The 18,463-nt window shown below is 54.1% G+C and carries 14 protein-coding genes; 3 read left to right on the forward strand and 11 right to left on the reverse strand.

What is annotated here, in order from left to right:
• Positions 1–513 precede the first annotated feature (513 nt).
• Complete coding sequence (locus CpATCC19410_RS02435; protein ID WP_013241334.1) at positions 514–3,939, forward strand: pyruvate carboxylase; 3,426 nt, start codon at positions 514–516, stop codon at positions 3,937–3,939.
• Between the two features lie 70 nt (positions 3,940–4,009).
• Here the strand turns inward: CpATCC19410_RS02435 and CpATCC19410_RS02440 are convergent, their stop codons facing one another.
• The 5 genes from CpATCC19410_RS02440 to CpATCC19410_RS10795 form a co-directional block, all read right to left on the reverse strand.
• The gene (locus CpATCC19410_RS02440; RefSeq protein ID WP_013241335.1) at positions 4,010–5,467 is read right to left on the reverse strand and encodes an MDR family MFS transporter; all 1,458 of its coding nucleotides are present in this window, start codon (positions 5,465–5,467) and stop codon (positions 4,010–4,012) included.
• A 110-nt stretch (positions 5,468–5,577) separates the two neighbouring features.
• A complete protein-coding gene (locus CpATCC19410_RS02445) occupies positions 5,578–5,964 on the reverse strand; it encodes a hypothetical protein (RefSeq protein WP_013241336.1) in 387 nt (128 codons plus the stop codon).
• 116 nt (positions 5,965–6,080) lie between these two features.
• Positions 6,081–7,856 (reverse strand): acetyl/propionyl/methylcrotonyl-CoA carboxylase subunit alpha, encoded by a 1,776-nt coding sequence (locus tag CpATCC19410_RS02450; RefSeq protein WP_013241337.1) that lies wholly within the window; start codon positions 7,854–7,856, stop codon positions 6,081–6,083.
• A gap of 244 nt (positions 7,857–8,100) precedes the next feature.
• Positions 8,101–8,979: a sulfurtransferase gene (locus CpATCC19410_RS02455; RefSeq protein WP_013241338.1), complete on the reverse strand. Its 879-nt coding sequence runs from the start codon at positions 8,977–8,979 to the stop codon at positions 8,101–8,103.
• A gap of 77 nt (positions 8,980–9,056) precedes the next feature.
• Entirely contained in the window at positions 9,057–9,206 is a 150-nt protein-coding gene (locus CpATCC19410_RS10795) for a hypothetical protein (protein ID WP_162281814.1), read from the reverse strand.
• Positions 9,207–9,697: 491 nt separating this feature from the next.
• Between CpATCC19410_RS10795 and CpATCC19410_RS02460 the strand changes: the two genes are divergently transcribed.
• Positions 9,698–10,768, forward strand: coding sequence for a Cj0069 family protein (locus tag CpATCC19410_RS02460; protein WP_014401021.1), 1,071 nt, complete (start codon positions 9,698–9,700; stop codon positions 10,766–10,768).
• A 290-nt stretch (positions 10,769–11,058) separates the two neighbouring features.
• Positions 11,059–13,173, forward strand: a complete 2,115-nt coding sequence (locus tag CpATCC19410_RS02465; protein WP_013241341.1) for an acyltransferase family protein — start codon at positions 11,059–11,061, stop codon at positions 13,171–13,173.
• Positions 13,174–13,210: 37 nt separating this feature from the next.
• Here CpATCC19410_RS02465 and CpATCC19410_RS02470 read toward each other — a convergent pair whose 3' ends face one another.
• The 6 genes from CpATCC19410_RS02470 to CpATCC19410_RS02495 all read right to left on the reverse strand — a co-directional run bounded on the left by CpATCC19410_RS02470 (position 13,211) and on the right by CpATCC19410_RS02495 (position 18,446).
• Positions 13,211–13,627, reverse strand: coding sequence for a DUF3151 domain-containing protein (locus tag CpATCC19410_RS02470; RefSeq protein ID WP_013241342.1), 417 nt, complete (start codon positions 13,625–13,627; stop codon positions 13,211–13,213).
• 4 nt (positions 13,628–13,631) lie between these two features.
• The gene (locus CpATCC19410_RS02475; protein WP_013241343.1) at positions 13,632–14,261 is read right to left on the reverse strand and encodes a Maf family protein; all 630 of its coding nucleotides are present in this window, start codon (positions 14,259–14,261) and stop codon (positions 13,632–13,634) included.
• 19 nt (positions 14,262–14,280) lie between these two features.
• The gene (locus CpATCC19410_RS02480; RefSeq protein WP_013241344.1) at positions 14,281–15,183 is read right to left on the reverse strand and encodes a ribokinase; all 903 of its coding nucleotides are present in this window, start codon (positions 15,181–15,183) and stop codon (positions 14,281–14,283) included.
• Between the two features lie 67 nt (positions 15,184–15,250).
• A complete protein-coding gene (locus tag CpATCC19410_RS02485; protein ID WP_013241345.1) occupies positions 15,251–16,285 on the reverse strand; it encodes a LacI family DNA-binding transcriptional regulator in 1,035 nt (344 codons plus the stop codon).
• 179 nt (positions 16,286–16,464) lie between these two features.
• On the reverse strand, positions 16,465–16,713 hold the full coding sequence (locus CpATCC19410_RS02490) for an acyl-CoA carboxylase subunit epsilon (RefSeq protein ID WP_013241346.1): 249 nt from the start codon (positions 16,711–16,713) through the stop codon (positions 16,465–16,467).
• 101 nt (positions 16,714–16,814) lie between these two features.
• Positions 16,815–18,446 carry an acyl-CoA carboxylase subunit beta gene (locus CpATCC19410_RS02495; protein WP_014522361.1) on the reverse strand — a complete coding sequence of 544 codons (1,632 nt, stop codon included), beginning with the start codon at positions 18,444–18,446 and terminating at the stop codon, positions 16,815–16,817.
• Between the last annotated feature and the right edge of the window lie 17 nt (positions 18,447–18,463).

Here is an 18,463-nt window from a genome sequence, read left to right on the forward strand (position 1 = left end):
TGAAGCCTCTTATAGCCCCGCTTAGTCCTTCTGATCCTGCAGGGCCCGGAAAAGCAATATCCGGGCAGTAGGGGATGATGCGACTTGTGGGGCGTACGGGTTATATCTACTGAGAAAGATCTGCTGTCTCTCCCTGTTGTAGGGGCATCCGCGACGAATCAAACAAAATAGGGGTGGGGGAGAGATGTTTTTACAGGGAAAGCTCTTGTGCTGTTGTGAGAAACCGCATTTAGGCGCTTGTATGTGCGCGCTCTATAGATTAAAAAACCTTGGCAAACTTTGCATAAAAGGTGTAGTAAAAGTGTGAAATATGCTGTTAACCAGAAACCTGTGCTGACTCTTTTGTTGCGAGTGGGTAAACTCAACAACCGTCGTTGTAACTCTGCTCACAAACCAGGTTTTCTGTCTGTGGGAACACCGTGTCGGTGCCTATCCGAGGTGTAAGCCCGAGGGGGATAGCTAGGCTTATGGGTAGGGTTACGTGTCTCGTTAAAACACAAGGACTCTTTAGCCGTGCATCACTCCACGCAGAAAACTGCTACGCATCATCCGACGTCGTTTTCCAAGATTTTGGTCGCTAATCGCGGCGAGATTGCAGTTCGTGCTTTTCGTGCTGCTTTTGAGACTGGGGCTTCAACGGTAGCTGTCTACCCCATGGAAGATCGGAACTCTTTCCACAGGTCATTCGCCTCGGAGGCTGTTCTCATTGGTGAGGGCGGGTCCGCAGTTAAGGCATATCTAGACATTGATGAGGTCATTCGGGCAGCCAAGCAAACAGGCGCGGATGCCGTCTATCCGGGCTATGGATTTCTTTCAGAAAACGCCCGATTAGCCAGGGAATGTGCGGAAAACGGGCTCACTTTTATTGGCCCGCCGCCCTCAGTACTTGATTTAACAGGCGACAAGTCGGCGGCCGTAGCCGCAGCCCGTGAGGCAGGACTTCCTACTCTCACGGAGACCGAACCTACAGATGATCCGAAGGAATTGGCGATTCTTTCCAAAGATCAGGTCTATCCGCTCTTTGTTAAAGCCGTCGCGGGCGGCGGTGGCCGAGGGATGCGTTTCGTAGAAAAGCCGGAAGATCTGGAAAAACTGGCAGCAGAGGCCTCTCGTGAGGCTGCGGCTGCATTCGGCGACGGCCGCGTTTATGCCGAGCGCGCTGTGATCAACCCACAGCACATCGAGGTTCAGATCCTAGGTGATGCCGAGGGAAATATCGTTCACCTCTATGAACGCGATTGTTCGCTCCAGCGGCGGCACCAAAAAGTTGTGGAGATTGCGCCGGCACAGCACCTTGACCCTGATTTGCGGGACAAGATTTGTGCAGATGCCGTGGCCTTTGCTCGACATATTGGCTATATGGGTGCCGGAACCGTGGAATTTTTGGTTGATGAGGACGGAAACCATGTCTTCATTGAGATGAATCCCCGCATCCAGGTGGAGCACACGGTGACGGAAGAAGTCACCCAGGTGGACTTGGTTAAGTCACAGATCATGATTGCTGCTGGTGCGACGCTAGAACAATTGGGGCTACGCCAGGAGGACATCCATACTGAGGGCGCCGCTCTGCAGTGCCGTATCACCACTGAAGATCCCAATAATGGTTTCCGGCCAGATACCGGAACTATTACGGCGTATCGCTCTCCAGGGGGCGCCGGTGTGCGTCTCGACGGCGCAGCAATGCTTGGTGGAGAGATCAGCCCGAACTTCGATTCCATGCTGGTAAAGATGACGTGCCGCGGCGCTGATTTTGAAACGGCGGTTGCCCGTGCGCAGCGTGCGCTGGCGGAGTTCGTGGTTTCTGGTGTGGCTACGAACATTGGATTCCTGCGTGCTTTGCTGCGTGAAGAAGACTTCCAATCCAAGCGCATAGCCACCGGTTTTATCGCGGATCACCCATGGTTGCTCCAGGCTCCTCCGGCGGATGATGAGCAGGGCAGGATCCTTGATTACCTTGCAGACGTGACAGTAAATAAACCCCACGGGATACGCCCAGCTGTGGTCAATCCGGTGGAGAAACTGCCCGTAGAATCCAAAGGAAAATTACCCAGGGGCTCCCGCGACCGACTCCTTCAAATGGGACCGGTGGAGTTTGCACGTGCTCTGCGTAAACAAGATGCACTTGCAGTCACTGACACCACGTTCCGCGATGCCCATCAGTCGCTGCTGGCTACGCGCGTCCGCTCTAACACGCTTATCGACGCCGCCCGCCACGTAGCGCGTCTCACGCCTGAGCTTCTCTCCGTTGAAGCCTGGGGCGGTGCAACCTATGACGTCGCTATGCGATTCCTCCACGAGGACCCGTGGGAGCGCCTAGATCACCTGCGTGAGGCCATGCCCAACATCAATATCCAGATGCTGTTGCGTGGGCGCAATACCGTGGGATACACCCCTTACCCGGATTCCGTGTGTGCTGCTTTTGTCAACGAGGCGGCTCGCTCCGGCGTAGACGTCTTCCGTATCTTTGATGCTCTTAACGACGTCTCCCAAATGCGTCCGGCTATCGACGCAGTCCTCAACACCGGTACCACAGTTGCGGAAGTTGCAATGGCCTACTCGGGGGATCTCACTAACCCCAAGGAGAAGCTCTACACCCTGGATTATTACCTCAATCTTGCTGAGCAAATCGTTGATTCAGGCGCTCACATCCTGGCTGTTAAGGACATGGCTGGTCTGATGAAGCCCGCCGCCGCCACCAAACTGGTCACCGAGTTGCGCAAGAATTTTGATCTGCCCGTGCACGTTCACACTCATGACACCGCAGGCGGACAGCTGGCCACCTACTGGGCGGCTGCTGCTGCCGGCGCCGATGCGGTGGATGGTGCTTCCGCGCCGCTGTCCGGTACCACATCGCAGCCATCGCTCTCTGCCATCGTGGCGGCCTTTGATAACACTTACCGTTCAACCGGGCTTTCTCTCGACGCCGTGGGATCGCTGGAGCCGTACTGGGAAGCTGTTCGTAAGTTATATGCGCCGTTTGAATCCGGAACCCCCGGGCCAACCGGCCGCGTCTACCTTCACGAGATCCCGGGTGGTCAGCTTTCCAACCTGCGGGCTCAGGCTACAGCCTTGGGCTTAGCTGACCGCTTTGAGCTCATAGAAGATACCTATGCTGCTGTTAATGAGATGCTCGGGCGACCTACTAAAGTCACGCCTTCCTCCAAGGTTGTCGGCGACTTAGCCCTTTATCTGGTGGGGGCGGGAGTCGACCCCAAAGACTTTGCGGCCGATCCGCAAAAGTATGACATTCCTGACTCCGTCATTGCCTTCCTCCGGGGAGAATTGGGAACTCCTCCCGGTGGCTGGCCAGAAGAGCTACGCAATAAGGCTCTCTCCGGACGCAAAGAGTCAAAGGACACCCTTGCTGAGCTGCCCGCTGAGGAAGCCGCAGCACTGGCTGATCAAGCTACTGTTCGCGGGACTCTAGATCGTTTGTTATTCCCTAAGCCAGCACAGGAGTTTTCGGAGCATCGTCGTCAGTTCGGTGACACCACCAAACTGGGTGACGCAGAATTCTTGTATGGCCTGGTGGAAGGAAAAGAGACCGTCATCCATACCGCGGACAACAACGTTCCCATGATTGTAAGACTCGATGCAGTCGGTGAGCCCGATGAGAAGGGCATGCGGAATGTTGTGTGCAACGTCAATGGACAAATCCGTCCGATTCTTGTTCGTGACCGGAGTGTCGAATCTATTACTGCCTCTGCAGAAAAAGCGGATACCGCCAATGTTGGCCATGTTGCAGCACCGTTCTCTGGCGTGGTCACGGTGACAGCAGAGCCTGGTGCGAATGTTGCGGCAGGGGATCCCGTTGCCGTTATCGAGGCCATGAAGATGGAAGCCACCATCTCGGCTACCAAAGACGGAACCATTGAGCGCATCGTTATGACTCAACCCACCAAGGTCGAAGGCGGAGACCTACTTCTGGTTATTAGCTAAGACCTATACAAGTTCAAGGGCGGCCACTCGTATGTAAGTGGCCGCCCTTGGGCGTGGGCACACAAAATTATCACTCGGTCTTGCTGACATGGACCTTGACGGTGACGGGGGTGATAAAGAGCGAAGTCACTAGAATCAGTCCAGCGAAAACCGTTCCGGCCACGAATGCGGTAGTTGTACCCTCCGACTGCGCTATTGCGGGGGCTGCCGTGGAACGCATCGCAACGATGGTCATAATCCCGATCATCACGGCAGTTCCCATAGCGCCACCTAGCTGCTGCAGCGTATTCACAATCGCCGAACCATGCCCGTAGAGACGAGACGGAAGGGACGACAAAGAGACCGTCATCAAAGGGGTCATCACAAAAGCAAGTCCCACGCAGAAAAGACAATGAACAACGACCACAATCATCACCGAAGCCTCAGCAGTGAACATGAGGGTTGCAACAACCATTGACACGAACATGAAAACCGCGCCGGGAATCACCAAGGGACGGGGGCCTACGCGATCGTAGATTCGGCCAATAAAAGGTGAAACTAGGCCTTGGAATAAACCCCCGGGCAGTAGTGCCAGGCCGGTGGTTAGGGCAGAAACGCCGATTCCTTCCTGCAAATAAATCGGGATCACATTCACCATTCCCAAGAGCGCAGTGAGACCCAACATGAGGACTATCGTGGATAAGACGAAGTTGCGGATTGTAAAAGGGGACATATCTAAAAGGGCACGACCCGATTGCGCTAGACGCAGCTGCCGACGCACAAAGAAGGCTAGAGAGGTCAGCCCTATGAGGAAGACTGCGGCGGGTGGCCAGTGGGCGTCGACAAGCTCTCGGATAGTAGAAAAACCATAGATGATCCCTCCGAAGGCCAAGGCTGATAAGGCTAGCGAGGCTATATCAAAAGGAACACGAGAAACGTCTTGCACGTTGGTCACTACGATAAATCCCAGAATAAAAACAGCTCCAGCTACTGGAATCACTACCCAAAACAACCAGTGCCAGGATAAAGAATTCAGGATAAAACCTGAGAGAGTTGGGCCAAAAGCAGGAGCTACTGAGATGACGATTGAGTTGATGCCCATCATCGTGCCGCGTTTGGCTGGCTCCACCAACGTGATGGTCATCGTCATCAACAGTGGTAGCACTATGGCGGTGCCCATCGCCTGCACGATTCGTCCCGCGACCAGCACCCAAAAGACGGGGGCTATGGCACACATCAGCGTGCCTAGGATGAACAGGCCCACAGCAGTTAAAAAGTTCATCCGGGTAGTAAAACGTTGGAGCAGGAAGCCAGTCGCTGGGATCACGACCGACATGGTGAGTAAAAATCCAGTAGCCAGCCACTGAACAACGTCGGCTGTGACCCCAAAATCAGCCATGATTGACGGAAGCGCGACCGACAGCACCGTTTCATTCAGAATCATGATCATCGCCGCAACAACGACGACGCCAAGGATTAACCCCACACGCGGTTTGGAAGAAACGTGTGCTTGGGATGGCTCGGGGATGCGTTGCGATGAAGTCGCCACGGAACGTCCTATCTTTGGTTGATTACTTTTCTTTGAGGCGCGGAGGAAGCGCGTAAAGCGTCACAAAGCAAGATAGCTTACGCGGGTGGGAAAGAATCGACGATTCCTTCCTACCTAGTAAGGGTGATGCCGTGCGCCTCGCACCACCGTTCGATGGGACCCCGGATCTCATGTACCCCGTCACCGACCGTCTTTTGGTCGAGGATAGGGTCGTTAGGTAATTCCCTAGCAGGGTCTCCCGCGGGAGCAATGTCAAGGATCCCGCTTAGTCCGTGTTCCGTGGTGGTCAGGTGGAGGACCGCGAGAGCAATCATATCGATATTTGTTTGTTCGCACACTGCCCAGGAGTACATGGAATTATCGTGCCAACGGTGGTGGGCTTGGTCGACATCAAAGTGTGCGTCGATTAGCCGGATGGCGGGGGTGTCGTCGATTCGGTCGTCGTTATGCAGAGGACGCGCATAGAAGCGCCCGCCGTTGATATCGGTTGGTTCCATAGCACATATTCTAGAACGCCGTTCAATGGTTGCGTAGACGTGGAAAAGCCGCACGCTTTACGACGAAAACATCGATGAGCATGCGGCCTTCAAACGGATAAAAATCGCCTGGTGCGCTATTTAATTTCGAGCAGAACCTGTCCCTTGGTCACACCTTCGCCTGCGGCGGCCACAAGCCCTGTGACGGTGCCGGACTTATGTGCCTTGACTGGGTTTTCCATCTTCATAGCTTCGAGCACTACAACAGTGTCGCCTTCGGCAACTTCAGCGCCTTCTTCTACGTTGACTTTGATAACTGTGCCCTGCATCGGTGCTGCCACCGCATCGCCGGATACAGCTGCTTTGGAGCCACCTGCGCGGCGCTTCTTGGCTTTTTTCTTTACGCCACCAGCGCCTCCCAGTGCGAGGTCGCCGGGTAGTGCAATCTCCACGCGACGGCCGTCGATTTCCACGACAACCTTTTGGCTTGGGGTTGCTTCCTCGTCTTCTGCAACGTCAGCGGGATCCACATAAGCAGGAATTGGGTTATCCCATTCCTCTTCGATCCACTTGGTGTAGACGTCAAAGCCGGAGTCGTTACCAACAAAGGCGGGGTTTTCAACGATGTGCCGGTGGAAAGGAAGCACAGTTGGCATACCCTCTACAACGTACTCACTGAGAGCGCGACGTGCTCGCTGGAGGGCCTCATCGCGGGTCTCTCCGTAGACAATGAGCTTTGCCAGCATAGAGTCAAATTGTCCGCCAATCACAGAACCCTCAACGATGCCGGAATCCATGCGCACGCCGGGGCCGGAAGGCTCAACGTATTTAGTGATTTTTCCTGGGGCTGGCATGAAGTTGGAGCCTGCGTCTTCACCATTGATCCGGAACTCAAAAGCATGTCCACGCGGTGTGGGGTCTTCCTTGATATGGAGTTCATGCCCCTCGGCGATGCGGAACTGTTCACGGACAAGATCTAATCCGGTGGTTACCTCAGTAACTGGATGCTCCACCTGGAGGCGTGTGTTGACCTCAAGGAAGGAGATGAGGCCGTCGGCGCCTACGAGGTATTCCACGGTGCCGGCACCGTAGTATCCGGCCTCACGGCAGATTCGCTTTGCGGACTCGTGAAGGGAAGTACGCTGTTGATCGGTGAGGAACGGTGCGGGAGCTTCCTCCACAAGCTTCTGGAATCGACGCTGCAAGGAGCAATCGCGGGTACCAGCGACTACTACGTTTCCGTGTTGGTCTGCAATCACCTGACACTCAACATGGCGGGCTTTGTCCAGATAGCGTTCCACAAAGCACTCGCCGCGGCCGAATGCCGAAACGGCTTCGCGGGTAGCTGACTCGTAGAGGTCTGCAACCTCATCCATGGTGTAGGCGACCTTCATGCCACGGCCACCGCCACCAAAGGCTGCCTTGATAGCAATGGGGAGGCCGTGCTCTTCTGCAAAGGCCACAACCTCAGCTGCGTTTTTAACAGGTTCCTTGGTGCCTGGGGCCATCGGCGCGTCCGCTTTAAGAGCAATGTGGCGAGCCGTAACTTTGTCTCCCAGGTCGCGGATGGATTGTGGGGAGGGGCCAATCCAGATCAGTCCTGCTTCGATGACTGCCTCTGCAAAGTCACCGTTTTCAGATAGGAAGCCGTATCCGGGGTGGATAGCATTGGCACCGGACTTGCGGGCTGCGTCGAGAATTTTTTCTACAACGAGGTAAGACTCAGCGGAAGTCTGCCCGCCGAGAGCAAAGGCCTCGTCTGCCAGGGACACGAAAGGGGCCTCGGCGTCTGGCTCTGCGTACACAGCAACGCTTGGGATGCCGGCGTCGCGCGCGGCGCGAATGACTCGAATGGCAATCTCGCCGCGGTTAGCAACGAGAACCTTCGTGATCTTCTTCTGTTCCACAGACACTGAAGCTCTCCTAGTTCTTGTGAAAGTATGTTGACTTATGCGACGACGGTCTTTGCAGCCGCATTTATCGCATAGGTCCGAACGGTTATCGATTATGCAGAGTGGACTACTAAATCTTCAGCAGGCCGTTGAATATCGATGCGTTGTGCATCACATATTGTTGCACATTCGGCACTTTTTCAAAGCAAAAGCTCCCAGAGATTTAACTGTAGGAGCTTTTGCTGCTGAAAGTAATTATAGCGTCCTACACCTGGCCCGGTTCATCTCCGGTGGCGATGGGCATCTTGACCATGTTGCCCCATTCAGCCCAAGAGCCGTCATAATTTCGAACAAAATCATATCCAAGCAGGTGTTTTAGAACGAACCATGTATGTGCTGCGCGGTCTCCCACTTGGCAATAAACAACCGTTTCGGCGTCCTTGGGGATCTCCGCATAAAGAGCGGAGAGCTCTTCGGCAGAGCGGAAGCGGCTATTGGGGTGTACGGATTTTTCCCAAGGAATATTCACTGCAGTGGGGACATGCCCCCGCCTTAGGACCCCAGAAGAGGGGGAGTCGGCGTCGGCAGTGCCGTTATATTCCTCGGGGCTACGGACGTCGATAAGCTTTGGCGTGCCCAGTTTTTCTAGGAGTTCCTGAACATAAATGCGATCTGGATGGTCGGCGCGCTTAATAACGGGGTAATCGGTAGCGGGGTATTCGGGTACCGCATAGGAAGTGTCGCGTTCTTCTGCCATCCAGGCGTCGCGGCCACCGTTGAGGATGCGTACGTCCTCATGGCCAAAAAGCTCGAAAATCCATAGGGTAAAGGCTGCCCACCAGTTGGATTTGTCCCCGTAGATGACCACTGTGTCATCCCGGGCAATGCCTTTAGCGCTCATGAGCGCGGCAAAGTCTTCGCCCGTGATGTAATCGCGGATCGTTTTATTGTTGAGGTCTTTTGCCCAGTCGATGCGTACGGCGCCAGGGATATGCCCGATGTCGTAGAGCAAAGAGTCCTCGTCGGACTCCACAACTCGGAGCCCCTTAGTGCCCAGTCGAGCACTGAGCCACGAGGCAGAGACGAGTTTCTCGGGATGTGCGTAGTCCTGAAACAGAGGATGGGGATCGTAGGGTGCGGGCATTGGACGACCTTTGCGCTTACATGAAATACGGATGATTAATGGAACGTGAATGCATTTCTTGATAGATATCAAAAATCTTAAACCACTCGGTGGATGGAGGTCAGTGCCTTAATCATCACGATGTGGCCACCGTAACTATTTTTGATCATGTTGTAGTGGTGGGGAACGGGCATGGAGGAGCCTTCGACGATGTCGTCTAGTGCGTTCCTTTTTATGTAATTCCCCACTTCCTGCACTGTGACGTCAGGTCCTGAACTTTTACAACCGAGACATGTCTAGCTTATGCAATAGACGGGTCGTACGTCACGCAAAATTAAAGATGTGTTTTTCATTACTGCCGTGTTTGTTGTGATCCTTGTGGGTCGGAGATCTAATACGATGAAAATAAGGTGTGTGACACGAGACTATAAATCCGCGCGTCACGCCAGCAACAACATGGCAGTCCTATGCAGCTGAAACTCAGATAGCTTTAGTTAACGGGCTGGTTGCCGTTGGCGTCGCAAAGCCTGCAACGATAACAGCGGTGAACGATGGTGTGTCGTGGGGGCGGATTTGAAAAGTAGTGCCACGTTATGTGCATTGTTGTGTCCTGTTGATCGCTGATCCTCTCTAGGCGGCTGGGTAGCAGTTGTCTCGTTTAATAGTTCGAGGTGTTTTAAGGCATCGCGGACATGCGTAGGTCCCGAAGGCCTCCGAAGATCCCCGAAAGGTTATGTGCATGCACAAGAGCATCGTTGTTTTTGAAGTAGAAGGCGGAAGCGATAAGCAGTTCAACGGTCACCGCAAAGATACTCTGCCCATCGTGAATGCGATCAAAGAAAAAGGGTGGCATTCTGAGGTGGTTTTCTACCGCCCCGAGTGGTCTGAACAGCTGTTTGACTATGTTTCGCAGAACTTTGATGGGTATATTTCCCGGGTTAATCCAGGCAATATTCCTGGCGGGGAAAAGGGGTACTTTGAGCTTCTGACCAAGCTTTCCGACGCCGGCCTCGTAGGCATGTCCACTCCCGTGGAGATGATGGAATACGGCGCAAAGGATGCCCTGGTTAAACTCAGGGACACAGACCTAGTTCCCTCGGATACCGCTGCGTATTATGACGTCGAGTCCTTCCACAGCACTTTCCCCACGTCTTTGTCTTATGGGGAGCGCGTACTTAAACAAAATCGTGGCTCCACAGGTTCTGGTATTTGGCGCGTGCAGCTTGAGGATAAAGAACTTGCGGCTTCTATCGCCCCGGGAACCGCACTGCCATTGGACACCAAGCTGCGCTGTACCGAGGCAGTGGACAACCACACAGAGCTTCGCGAGCTCGGTGAGTTCATGGATTTCTGTGATCAATACATCATCGGTGACAACGGCATGCTGGTGGACATGCGTTTTATGCCACGCATTGTGGAAGGGGAGATTCGTATTCTCCTTGTTGGCCCTCATCCGGTATTTGTTGTGCATAAGAAACCAGCCGCAGGTGGAGACAACTTCTCTGCCACCCTCTTCTCTGGCGCAAAGTACACCTATGACAAGCCAGAGGCCTGGCAGTCGCTCGTGGATATGTTTGCAAACGCCCGTCCCGTGATCGCAGAGAAACTCGGTGGAGACAATATCCCGCTGATCTGGACCGCCGATTTCATGCTTGCCGACGGCCCCAACGGTGAAGACACCTACGTTCTAGGGGAAATTAACTGCTCGTGCGTTGGCTTTACCTCCGAGTTGGACATGGGAATCCAAGAACTCGTAGCTGAAGAGGCAATCCAACGCGTGGAAAAGAAGGCGGAAAAAGAGAACGCGTAACCGTCTCTTTCTCAACGTCAAGGGCGTAGCGGGCGGTGCAGAGCGCGCAATTTGTTGCGTATTTTGTCTGCCCGTTCGCGAGTTTATAACTCCAGCCTCTGTTTTGCCCTCCCCCAACCAGGGGAGGGGCAGGAGCCGCTCGACAATGATGTCGAGCGCAAAGCAACACAAGAGTCCTGTGCGTCGGCCATACGACTATGTGCGGAATAGGTAAAGCGGTGTTGATTTGGTAAGAAATAAAAGGACTTTTTTAGGCACCACAATCGGGATAGTTTAAAGCTCAGGTATCAATGGCCGCTGGGACAACTCAACAATCGAAAGCGAAAGCTACCAAATACAGGTTTGATCTTGACGGCCTGCGCGGTATCGCTATCGCTTTTGTCGTCATATTTCATGTTTTCGTCGGCCGTGTCTCCGGCGGCGTTGACGTCTTTCTTTTATTGTCTGGCTACTTCTTTCTTGGATCGCAGTTACGATATGCGACTAAACCAAACGCGAGTTTGAACCCATGGTGGCCTGTTTGGCGGACAATTCGCCGGCTTTTCCCTGCACTGCTGGTTACGCTGATGTCCACGATATTGGCTGTACATTTGTGGATACTAGAACTACGAACCACCAATCTGTCCGACCAGCTTCTGGCATGCATCGGCTACTTCCAAAACTGGGAGCTTGCAACGCAAGGCGCAGCCTATGGCGCGGCATCAAGCACTACAAGCCCGCTACAGCACCTCTGGTCGATGGCCGTCCAGGGGCAGTTTTACCTGATGGCTATCGCCTTTGCCTGGGTGCTGGCAGTCGGCATAAAATTGATGCATCGTCGCCGGAGGGTCGTTACTACGCTGCGTCTAGCCGCAGGTATCCCGCTGATCCTGGTCACCATAGGCTCATTTGGCTATGCGGTGTACCTGCATTGGCAAGACCAGTCGCTGAATTACTACTCCACGTGGTCACGTTTGTGGGAGCTTTCCCTCGGTGCGGTACTCGTTTTATACGCCGAAAAGCTCAGGCTTACCCAACGGTTAAGCGTTGCTTTTACCTATCTGGGCTTGTTGATGGTGGTCTCTACAGGACTGCTTTTCGACGGCGCAGCGCTCTTCCCCGGACCCGCCGCACTTTTCCCACTCGGCGGTGCCACCCTCGTGATTCTCGGTGGCGGACAAGGCGCATCCTGGCTCAGCAATCGTTTTATGCTGTGGCTGGGAAAGATTGCCTACCCCCTCTATCTGTGGCACTGGCCAATTCTGATTGTCTCCACAGCCTATCTTGGAGAAAAACGCCCGAGCGTGGCCTTGGGACTTGGCGTGGTTGTTGTTTCTATCCTTTTGGCGCAGATCACGCACGTGTTCATCGAGGAACCGTTTAAACAGCACGCAAAGCGTCCGGTTTCTTTGGAAGGCCGTAGCCGGGCGGCAGTGGCTTCTCTTTCCACCCCCAGCGGCAGCATTCGTGCCGTCGCGGGACTGTGCGTGGCCACGCTGTGTGGGACGGCAGTGTGGATTCCTTCCGTATGGCAAGAAGAAATCGACCGCGTGAGTGGAACACAGCTCAACCCAACGCTATACCCGGGGGCAGCTGCACTCAAGGGCGTTCGAGTTCCCAATGTTCCCTTTGAACCCGATCCTTTTGTCCTTGCTAATACTCTGTCGCCGGCGTGGACTGACGGCTGTATTTCTTTGCTCGGTGATGACCCAGAGGTTATTGCCAACGATAAACTAGGGCCCGATCATTGCTTGTACGGTGATATCCACGCTAAAAAAGTAGCGTACTTAGTAGGTGGCTCTCACGCCGAACAATGGATGGCTGCATGGGACGAGATCGGAAAGCAGCATGGGATAAAAATTGTCCCCTTCGTGCGCCAGGGGTGTCCTATATATGAGGAAGAAAAAGACGACGTCTTCTCTCAAGAATGCACAACTTTTAACCAGAAAGTCATTGAACGGATTAAAGAAGATCGCCCTAACCTGGTGATCAGTAATTCCACCCGACCGCTTCTAGAAAAAGGCCATAGCCAGGATGAAGTTCCTCAGAGCTACCCCACGTTCTGGGAATTTCTTAAAAAAGAAAAGATTCCTTTTATTGGGCTAAGGGATAACCCATGGTTTGTTCTCGCCGAGGGAGAAGGCTGGATGGTCTCCCAGTGCGTGGAAAATGGTGGGAGCATCGAGGAGTGCGGGTTGCCGCGTTCGCAGGTGTACGCCGACACAGATCCGTCTCAGAAGTTTTTCACTACAGACTCGATGCTGTCCGTGGATACAGCAGACTGGTTCTGTCCAGATGATTTTTGTCCAGCTGTTATAGGAAACATCTACGTTTATCGCGACGGAAACCATATTTCTGACGCCTACGCGTTGTCTCTTGTCCCGCTTCTCTGGGCCCAGATCGGCACGTTCGTGGGCAAGGTTTAGGAAAGAATCGACGATTCTTTCCTAAACACAGCAGTTTTTAAAGCAACGTGGCAACTGACTCGGGATCGGCGTCGGAAAGCATTTGCCGGCAGCGGTCGTATTCGGATTGATCGCCAATGAGCTGAGAAGCCCGCGCCAGAGCTGCGATGGCGCGCAGAACTCCTCGGTTGGGCTCGTGGGAATAGGGCACGGGTCCCCATCCTTTCCAGCCATGCGCGCGCAGCCTGTCAAGACTGCGGTGGTAGCCGGTCCTGGCAAAGGCGTAAGCCGCAGCCAGAGCGTCGGCATCAGTTGTTGTGATGGCGTCGAGTCGTGATTCCGCCAGGAGCGCCCACGCGAGGGGGCTCGCAGGGTGCCGGAGCACTACCGCTGCGGTGATTTCTGGCTCAGCAGCTGCCTCGTCTTCCGGGAGCATGACGGGCGGGGGTGCGAGCATATCATTGAATTGTGTCATGCCGTCATTCTTCCAGAATCTGTATGTTCCAGAAATCTGAGACATTCAAACCAAAGGAATAGAGAGCGCGACGAACAACGGGCAGAGAAAGACCAATAACGCTGGAAGGATCGCCGTCGATGGCGTCGATAAACCAGCCTCCAAGCGCCTCGAGTGTAAACGCCCCTGCGCACTGCAATGGCTCTTCGGTCCGAGCGTAGGCTTCAATATCGCTGTCGCTGGCTGGGGCAAAGCGAATCTTGGTAACAGATGTCTCCACATGCTGATAGCTTGTCGACGCCCCACCAGCAGCGCCGTTGATAATGCAGTGTCCAGTAATGAGGTGAGCAGTGCGACCGCGTTGCTCTAGCCATCGTTGAATCGTACGCTCGACGGTGTGCGGTTTTCCCTGTAGCTTTCCGTCGAGCAGCAGCATGGAATCCCCACCGATCACTACATCGCCGGGGTGTCGGCTCGCCACGGCATGCGCCTTTGCCGTGGCGAGTTGTGCGACTATATCCTCCGGTTGTTGTCCTTGGCATTGTTCAAGGAGGCTGTCCTCATCAATCTCAGCGGGGTCGATGATGGGATCTACGCCGGCAGAGCGAAGAATTGCGCGTCGGGACGGTGATGCAGATGCAAGGACGATTCTCATTCCTTACATCTTATCCGGGCTAACGCGGGAGTTCGGCGCCCGCGTTAGGGTAGGAGACCTGGGTGCCTCGATACTGCACGGCATAGGCGGCGACCCGGACGGCGTGCTGTGCAGCTTCTACAGAAGACGCTCCGCTGAGCAATTGAGCCACAAAGGCGCCAGCGAAGGCATCCCCAGCTCCAGTTGTGTCCACTGCGGTTACCTTTGGTGACGGAACTATGACGCTGGCCTGAGGATCTGCCACAAGCGCGCCTTTACTACCTAGAGTGAGAACAACCGAGGCAAAACCCTGGGCTAACAATTCTTGAGCGAGCTCGTGCGGGTCATCGCTGCTGATGCTGCTGCCCAGTTGCTCCAGAATGAGGTTGGCTTCATGCTCGTTAGCCATGAGTGGGTCTGCTTTGAGCAAAGCTTCACGATCCACGGATATAACGGGAGCAAGGTTGACCACAATGCGACCAGTTGCTGCTTTTATCGCTTCGAGGAATCCATCGGCAGGAATCTCTCCCTGAAGAAGTACGATATCCGCACCTGCGATAGCTTCTGCATTTTTGGCCACATAAGCGGCGTCGACAGCAGCATTTGCGCCAGGGATCACGATGATGGAGTTCTCTCCGTCATCAGAAACTGTGATTACTGCGCTGCCCGTGGGGCCGTCGACAGCCGAGACATGTTCTAGAGATACGCTGGAGGCGCGCAGCAACTCCATAGCAGGTTCGGCGTAGGAATCTTTACCTACAGCGCCGATGAAGACAACTTTTGCACCTTGGAGTGCTGCTGCTACTGCCTGATTCGCGCCTTTTCCACCGGGAGAAATGGAACTATCCATGCCGAGGACGGTCTCTCCCGGCGTAGGAGGCCGGTGAACACGCACGCTCAAATCTGCATTGATGGAGCCTATGACGGCAACAGTCTTTAGCATGGTGGTTACTCCTAACTGGTGGGATGGTCGCCGGACCTTTGTTTGATTCTATTGTAGGAACGCGTTTTTAAGTTAGCGTGTGGGAATCTCTGACTTTGAGCACAGTAGGGACGACAACCGAGTCAGGCATCGTGTCATTTTTCATGATGGAATACAACAACTCGAAGGCCTTTTGTCCGATGGTTTCCACTTGCTGATCAATGACAGTAAGCGGTGATTCCTGGAGAGTAAACACGGCTGCATTATCAAAACCAATAAGCGCCACGTCTTTACCAATTTTCAGCTTGCGGGAATAGATAGCGCTCAGCGCGCCGACAGCCATCATCATGTCGCCTGTGAGAATACTATTGACTCCGCGGTCTAAAAGCTCGAGAGTTCCTGCGCGTCCAGCGTCATAGTGATACCCGCCGAAATAGACGTCGGGGGAAGGGATACGTAGGTCTTCCTTGATGGAAGTAATTGCCTCGAGTCGTACTCTGCCAGTGGAAGTGTCTTGAGGGCCAGCTAGGTAGCCGATTTTTGCATGGTTGTTTAGGCTGAGGAGTCGGATAGCTTCCTTCATAGCTGGGAGCGGATCCGAGGTAACTGAAGGCACAGAACTTCCAAGGACGCTTCGGTCTGCTGCGACGATGGGGACCCCGGCGTTTGCAAGCTCTGTGATTTTCTCTGCGGATTGAATATGGGGAACCACGATGATGCCGTCGACTTGCTGGCTGTTCATCGTATCGAGCGCGCCGTTGAGCACGCTAGGAGATTCATCTGTGTTGGAGAGAATCGTGCTATAGCCTTTGGCGCGCGCGGCCTGCTGGATCTCAAAGGCAAGGGTATTGAAATATGGGTTGCAGATATTGGGCAGCAGAACGCCGATGAGATTTGTTTTTTGGTTGCGGAGCGCTTTTGCCTGTGCGTTGGGGCGGTAGTTGAGTCTTTTAGCGGTTTCCGCGACGATCGTACGTGTGGGCTCTGGAATCACTGGATTGTGCGCGAGGGCACGGGACACTGTGCTGATAGAAAAACCGGTCTCAGCGGCAATGTCTTTAAGCGTTGTTGACTGGCGGCGGCGACGCGGATAAGACGTGCTGGGAGTACGAGGAGCTTCCATAAAACCTGCTTTTGGTGCAAACGTTTGCAATCGGAACTTAACTAAAATTAACTTACACCAATATTATTGCCAAATGGGGAAATGGAAGAAAATGGCTGTTATCTACAGGTAATCCCCCTCCTTCTCCAATATGGAGTAATAAAAGAAGGGGGTGTATTGTCGGATTTTTCTAAGTTTGCTTAGTAGAAACTTACATTCCGAAAGGCTGTGGGGTTGTACGTTGTGGGACGTTGTAGCCGCTCTTCAACATTGCCCCAGAGGTTGCGATCACGGTCTTTAGCGGCGGCTTTCTCTGCGTCCTGAGCAAGGGAAGCGATCACGGTGGTGATTGCTGCAACTTGAACATTGTCCGGATTACCTTTTACCACGGTGAGAAAGGGCTTCTTGGCCGGGGCTGCTTCTGCGGTTGTAGTGGACGTGTCAGACATAGAAAATACCTTCTGGCCATGGGGTGAACAGGATAAGAACTTGGTGCGGTTAGATATGCGACGGCTAGCGGCACCAAGCCCCTAAAAGACATATTCGAATATTAAAGCGGAATGTTACCGTGCTTCTTGGCCGGCATATTAATAACTTTGCGGTCAAGCAGGCGTAGTCCTTCTATAATTTGGCCACGGGTCTCGCTTGGTGGAATAACGGCATCCACATAGCCGCGCTCGGCTGCCATGTAAGGATTGACTAGGGTTTCCTCGTATTCCTTTTCATATTCCTTGGCCAGTGCGACAACATCCTGTCCATTGGCTGCGGCGTTCTTCAGTTCCTTGCGGTAGATGAATCCTACTGCGCCTGAAGCACCCATGACGGCGATTTGGGCGGTAGGCCATGCAAGTACGATATCCGCTCCCATATCCTTTGACCCCATCACGCAATAAGCGCCGCCATAGGATTTGCGAGTAATCACCGTGATCTTGCCAACGCTTGCCTCGGAGTATGCGTAAAGCAGCTTGGCGCCACGACGAATGATGCCGTCGTATTCTTGGCTTGTGCCAGGTAGGAATCCCGGGACATCCACGAACTCGATGATCGGAACGTTAAAGGCATCGCATGTGCGGATAAAACGAGCTGCCTTCTCTGAGGCCTTGATATCCAAACAGCCGGCGAACTCGGTGGGCTGGTTGGCCACGATGCCTACGCTTCTGCCTTCTACTCGGCCAAAACCGATAATGATGTTGCCAGCATAGTGTTCCTGGACCTCGAAGAAGTCGCCGTCATCAACAATGCGAGAGATGACGTCCTTCATGTCGTACGGCTGGTTTGGGGAATCGGGGATCAATGTGTCCAGCTCAAGATCGGATTCAGTGATGTTCTCCTGAATCGACCCAACCATAAGATCAGCAGCTTCCCTAGGTGCCTCTGCGCGGTTGTTGGATGGCAGGAAGCCCACGAGATCGCGAACCCAATCCAATGCGTCTGCGTCATCGGAAGCGGTGTAATGAGAGGTGCCAGAAGTGGACATGTGGGTGTGGGCTCCACCCAATTCTTCTTGGGTGACTTCCTCGCCGGTGACGGTCTTGATTACGTCAGGACCGGTGATAAACATCTTGGAGGTCTTATCCACCATGATGATGAAGTCGGTGAGAGCCGGGGAATAGACGTGCCCGCCGGCGCAAGCTCCCATGATGAGGGAGATCTGCGGGATAACGCCAGACGCCAGTGTGTTGCGATAGAAGATCTTGGAATAAAGGCCGAGGGAGACAACACCTTCTTGGATGCGGGCCCCAGCGCCTTCATTAATGCCGATAAGTGGGACGCCGGTCTTGATGGCTAGGTCCATGATCTTGACGATCTTCTCGCCGTATACCTCACCCAATGCGCCACCAAAGACGGCGCCATCTTGGGAGAAGACACAGACTTTACGTCCATCGATGGTGCCGTAGCCGGTAACCACGCCGTCTGTAACAGGGTGCTTAGCGTCAAGCCCAAAGTTCTTGGAACGATGGCGGGCTAATGCGTCGACCTCGACAAAAGAGTTGTCGTCGAGGAGATACTCGATACGCTCGCGAGCGGTCTTTTTTCCCGCTGCGTGTACCTTCTCAATCGAGGCTGGGCCCATAGGGGCTACAGTCTCGGCGAGGCGGGAGCGAAGATCCGCGAGTTTTCCGGCAGTGGTGGTGAGATCGGGAGCCGAGGCTCCCTGACCATTGATCGTTGCGGCAGTCATGACTCAATAGTGTAAAG

It is taken from the genome of Corynebacterium pseudotuberculosis (assembly GCF_002155265.1).
In the GTDB taxonomy this organism is placed as follows: domain Bacteria; phylum Actinomycetota; class Actinomycetes; order Mycobacteriales; family Mycobacteriaceae; genus Corynebacterium; species Corynebacterium pseudotuberculosis.